Origin of the sequence: Chamaesiphon polymorphus CCALA 037, from assembly GCF_003003845.1 — a bacterium.
GTDB lineage: Bacteria > Cyanobacteriota > Cyanobacteriia > Cyanobacteriales > Chamaesiphonaceae > Chamaesiphon > Chamaesiphon polymorphus.
In genome coordinates, this window is the sequence record NZ_PVWO01000561.1 from 1 (window position 1) to 3,499 (window position 3,499).

Here is a 3,499-nt window from a genome sequence, read left to right on the forward strand (position 1 = left end):
GACAAACACCCAAACTGGGACTAGCGATCGCCGATCGGGGCCACAATCGATCGATATCGACTAGAGTTTTACTAAGTAACTTTACTCATTCAGCTTTACCTCTCTTATCGGGGATCGCCAAATATTAGGAAAACTTACCCAACTTGTAATGTAGGTAACTCATAAAATCGAGTAAATCGGGTATGATAAAAATAGTAATTACTAGTTCAGTTCTACCGTAGGTAATTTTCGAGATTAGATAACTACCTATCTAAGTTAGTCGATCCCAAATCATCGATCTACCCTCAGTAATCTATCAGACTTAGTTCCGTCGCCTTGGTGCTAACGTTCGACTAAAGTTCTGCTAACTGCACAGTATAGTTTCTCGTCCAGCTTTACAGTTTCTCACATGACCATTTATATCGGAAACCTTTCCTACCAAGCCACCGAAGAAGACTTAAAAACAGTTTTTGAGGATTATGGCACAGTCAAACGAGTTGTACTCCCCACAGATCGTGAGACTGGCAGAATGCGCGGCTTTGCCTTTGTTGAGATGTCCGACGACGCCAACGAAGATAATGCAATTACCAATCTCGATGGTGCAGAATGGATGGGTCGTTCTCTCAAAGTTAACAAAGCACGTCCTCGCGAAGAAGGTGGCAGTCGCGGCGGTGATTTCCGCAAACCTAGCTACTAAAATCTCCTACTACCTTAGCTCGGTACGGACGGCAATCGACAGAATCGATCGCCGTCATAGACTTAATTGTCGCATCGTTGTGGCAAGTTGTCAGTAAGATAAGATAAGAAGGGTGAAGGTTACCGTACCTTCACCCTTTTGTTATCATGATTTAGAGGATTGAAGGATTTGCAGGATTAGGTTATCGATGCAATCCCTATCTCCTATCCTATTCCCTATCCCCTATTCCCTAATTGCTGTTTGCAAGCAGCGAGGATACGACGATCGTTATTACTAATTTGGCGCAGTTGTTGAAAGACAGGTTTGCCGAGAATTGGCTTGTTACTGGCGTTCAAACCAAGATCGCGTTGGCGTAGCCTCTCTGCAAGAGAATCGAGCGTGAGGGTAAAATTAGAACGTTTACCATTGAAGGGATCGACGATCGTCCCATACAAGCGGGAGCCTTTAAATTGCCCGTAGAAGCAACTAAACTCCGATCGAGGTAGATAAAAAGCACCGATCGTTTTTTTGTTTCTCGTTTCAAAGATAATATATTCTTTGCCCACCACATTGGGGTAAGGGGATTCGCCATATAGGTAGACACCATTGGCGGTAGGATTGACGATCGAACGAGCGATCGGCTTAGATAATACTTGCAACGAAGTAGAACTAGTAACTACAGTTAATGCCACGATCGCGACAGTTGCCAACCAGCTTATTTTGACTGCGGCAAAGCGATGGCAATCGCGGGAGAGCGAGCGCAAACACCAACCCTTTCTCGAACGGCAATCGATCGTCATATCACAGAATATAATCAGAAATGATACGGTGTTTGAAGCTAGCTTTTGGTTATCGATGGCGATCGAATATTTTCTAGTTAATCGCTCGACTCATATCTAATTAAATAGTTAACAAATTGCTGATAAATAGATGACACATTGTCGGAAATACATCATTCATCATGGCTCTAATACTATTATCTAGTATTTGTTGAGGGCTGGAACTGTCAACCGATAGATTTAGCTACTATCGATCGAGACATTAGCTAAAGTGCGATCGAATTTTCCAATAACTAATTACAATAATTCCGTCTCAAGAAATACAAGTAACGATAATTGCAAACATAAAAAAATAGTGAGGTAGAGCGCAAAGCTCTACCCCACTATTAGCCTTCGGCTGTGGTTAACTGGCTACATAGTCGCGGAAACTGCTATGACGGCGGCGGAAATGGGAGAGAGCTTGATGCTCTAATTGCCGTACCCGTTCGCGGCTCAGATTGAGGATTTCCCCCACCTTAGCCAGCGATAATTCCGCACCGCCTTCTAAACCAAACCGGAGATTGATAACTTCCCGTTGTTGGCGGGTGAGTTCGTCGAGAGTGGATTGGAGTTCTTGACGCAGGGATTGTTGGACGGTATATTTCTCTGGCGAGATCCCCCCATCTTCGAGCAGTTCCGAGAGTTCGGTATCCTGCCTGTCGCCAACTTTAGCATCGAGCGAGATCGGTTGGCGGGAGAGCGTCAGATAGTCGCGGATCTGTGCGGGTTCGAGTTCTAGCGCGACGGCAATTTCTGCTGATGTGGCACTGCGTCCGAGTTGCTGGGACAACTCGCGTTGGGTTTTCTTGATTTTGTTGAGCTTTTCGGTAATATGAATGGGCAAGCGAATCGATCGACCTTGTTGGGCGATCGCGCGCGTAATCGCTTGGCGAATCCACCAGTAGGCATAAGTTGAGAATTTATAGCCCCGGCTGGGATCGAATTTCTCGACACCGCGTTCCAATCCGAGCGAACCTTCTTGAATCAGATCGAGAAATTCGAGGTTGCGCTTTTGGTATTTTTTGGCGATCGCCACTACCAGTCTCAGGTTAGCTTCGATCATTTTTTGCTTGGCTTGACGACCTTGGCGTAAGACTCGATCGAGTTCCGCTTCTGCGATCGTGGCGGCTTGCGCCCATTCAGTTTTGGTCGGCGGACGATTGAGGGTCTGCTCTAAGCTCTCCTCGATTCCTTTTAAGAGCATCATTTGTTGCACTTGCTTACCATAGCAAAGCTCTTGCTCGTGGCTGAGCAGAGGAACGCGACCGATTTCGTGGAGATAGGTACGTACCATATCGCCTGTAGATCTTGGTTGAGCGACCGTTCGAGTTTTTACACTAGGCATGAGTTTCTATTTAACTCCCTTTACAAGTGGCTGACGAAACTTTTCCCACACTACGTTAGTTAATCTACACATCCCGATTCGCACTTTCCGCAAAAGATTCAAAAAAATATTTTAATAAAGATGAATCGCACGGTTCGATCGGGATACATTTTGCGGTGAAGTTTAAGCTGGGATTAGCCTTGAGGCTATTAATTATCCAGACGTAAATTGGGGAATTAAAGTTCTCCAGTATCTAAAAACATAGCAGTTTTTACGTTCTGGAAAACTTAATTAATCATTAAATTAGGCTTTAGGCTTTAGGCTTTAGGCTTTAGGCAAGAGGGGAGAGGGAATAGTGTTTGGGAATTTTTTATGGTCGAGCCTGAGTGTTGTTTTACAGATTTTTAGGAGGTCTAGCAATCTAAATACAAAGTATTTTCCATGTCAATGAAAATCAAAAGTCAAGCGTCTTTATGCTCGATCGAACCCAAACGTTGTCATAATTATTTGCCCTCTCTTCTCTATTCCCATAAAGCCCGATCGAGATTAACAGGATATGTTGGAATGAGCAGGATTGGTCTACTAGTACCGAGCGGCGTAAATCCTAGTACTATTTCGGGGAGAATTGGGAGTTGGGAGTTGGGAGTTGGGAGTTGGGAGTTGCGGCTTGCGCTCGGCGGGTTTCCCGCCGAAAGAAGCGAG

Annotated in this window: 3 protein-coding genes; 1 reads left to right on the forward strand and 2 read right to left on the reverse strand. The window is 45.0% G+C overall.

Annotated features, from left to right (window positions below; all coding sequences use genetic code 11):
• Positions 1 to 388: 388 nt before the first annotated feature.
• The gene (locus C7B77_RS26350; protein ID WP_106311978.1) at positions 389 to 676 is read left to right on the forward strand and encodes an RNA recognition motif domain-containing protein; all 288 of its coding nucleotides are present in this window, start codon (positions 389 to 391) and stop codon (positions 674 to 676) included.
• 215 nt (positions 677 to 891) lie between these two features.
• Here C7B77_RS26350 and C7B77_RS26355 read toward each other — a convergent pair whose 3' ends face one another.
• Positions 892 to 1,455, reverse strand: coding sequence for a hypothetical protein (locus tag C7B77_RS26355; RefSeq protein ID WP_106311981.1), 564 nt, complete (start codon positions 1,453 to 1,455; stop codon positions 892 to 894).
• A 382-nt stretch (positions 1,456 to 1,837) separates the two neighbouring features.
• Complete coding sequence (locus tag C7B77_RS26360) at positions 1,838 to 2,818, reverse strand: RNA polymerase sigma factor, RpoD/SigA family (protein ID WP_106311984.1); 981 nt, start codon at positions 2,816 to 2,818, stop codon at positions 1,838 to 1,840.
• Positions 2,819 to 3,499: the final 681 nt, after the last annotated feature.

Bases quoted from the DNA above. Each gene is read 5' to 3' on its own strand.
- C7B77_RS26350 (WP_106311978.1), top strand. From the start codon at position 389: ATGACCATTTATATCGGAAACCTTTCCTACCAAGCCACCGAAGAAGAC.
- C7B77_RS26355 (WP_106311981.1), bottom strand. From the start codon at position 1,455: ATGACGATCGATTGCCGTTCGAGAAAGGGTTGGTGTTTGCGCTCGCTC.
- C7B77_RS26360 (WP_106311984.1), bottom strand. From the start codon at position 2,818: ATGCCTAGTGTAAAAACTCGAACGGTCGCTCAACCAAGATCTACAGGC.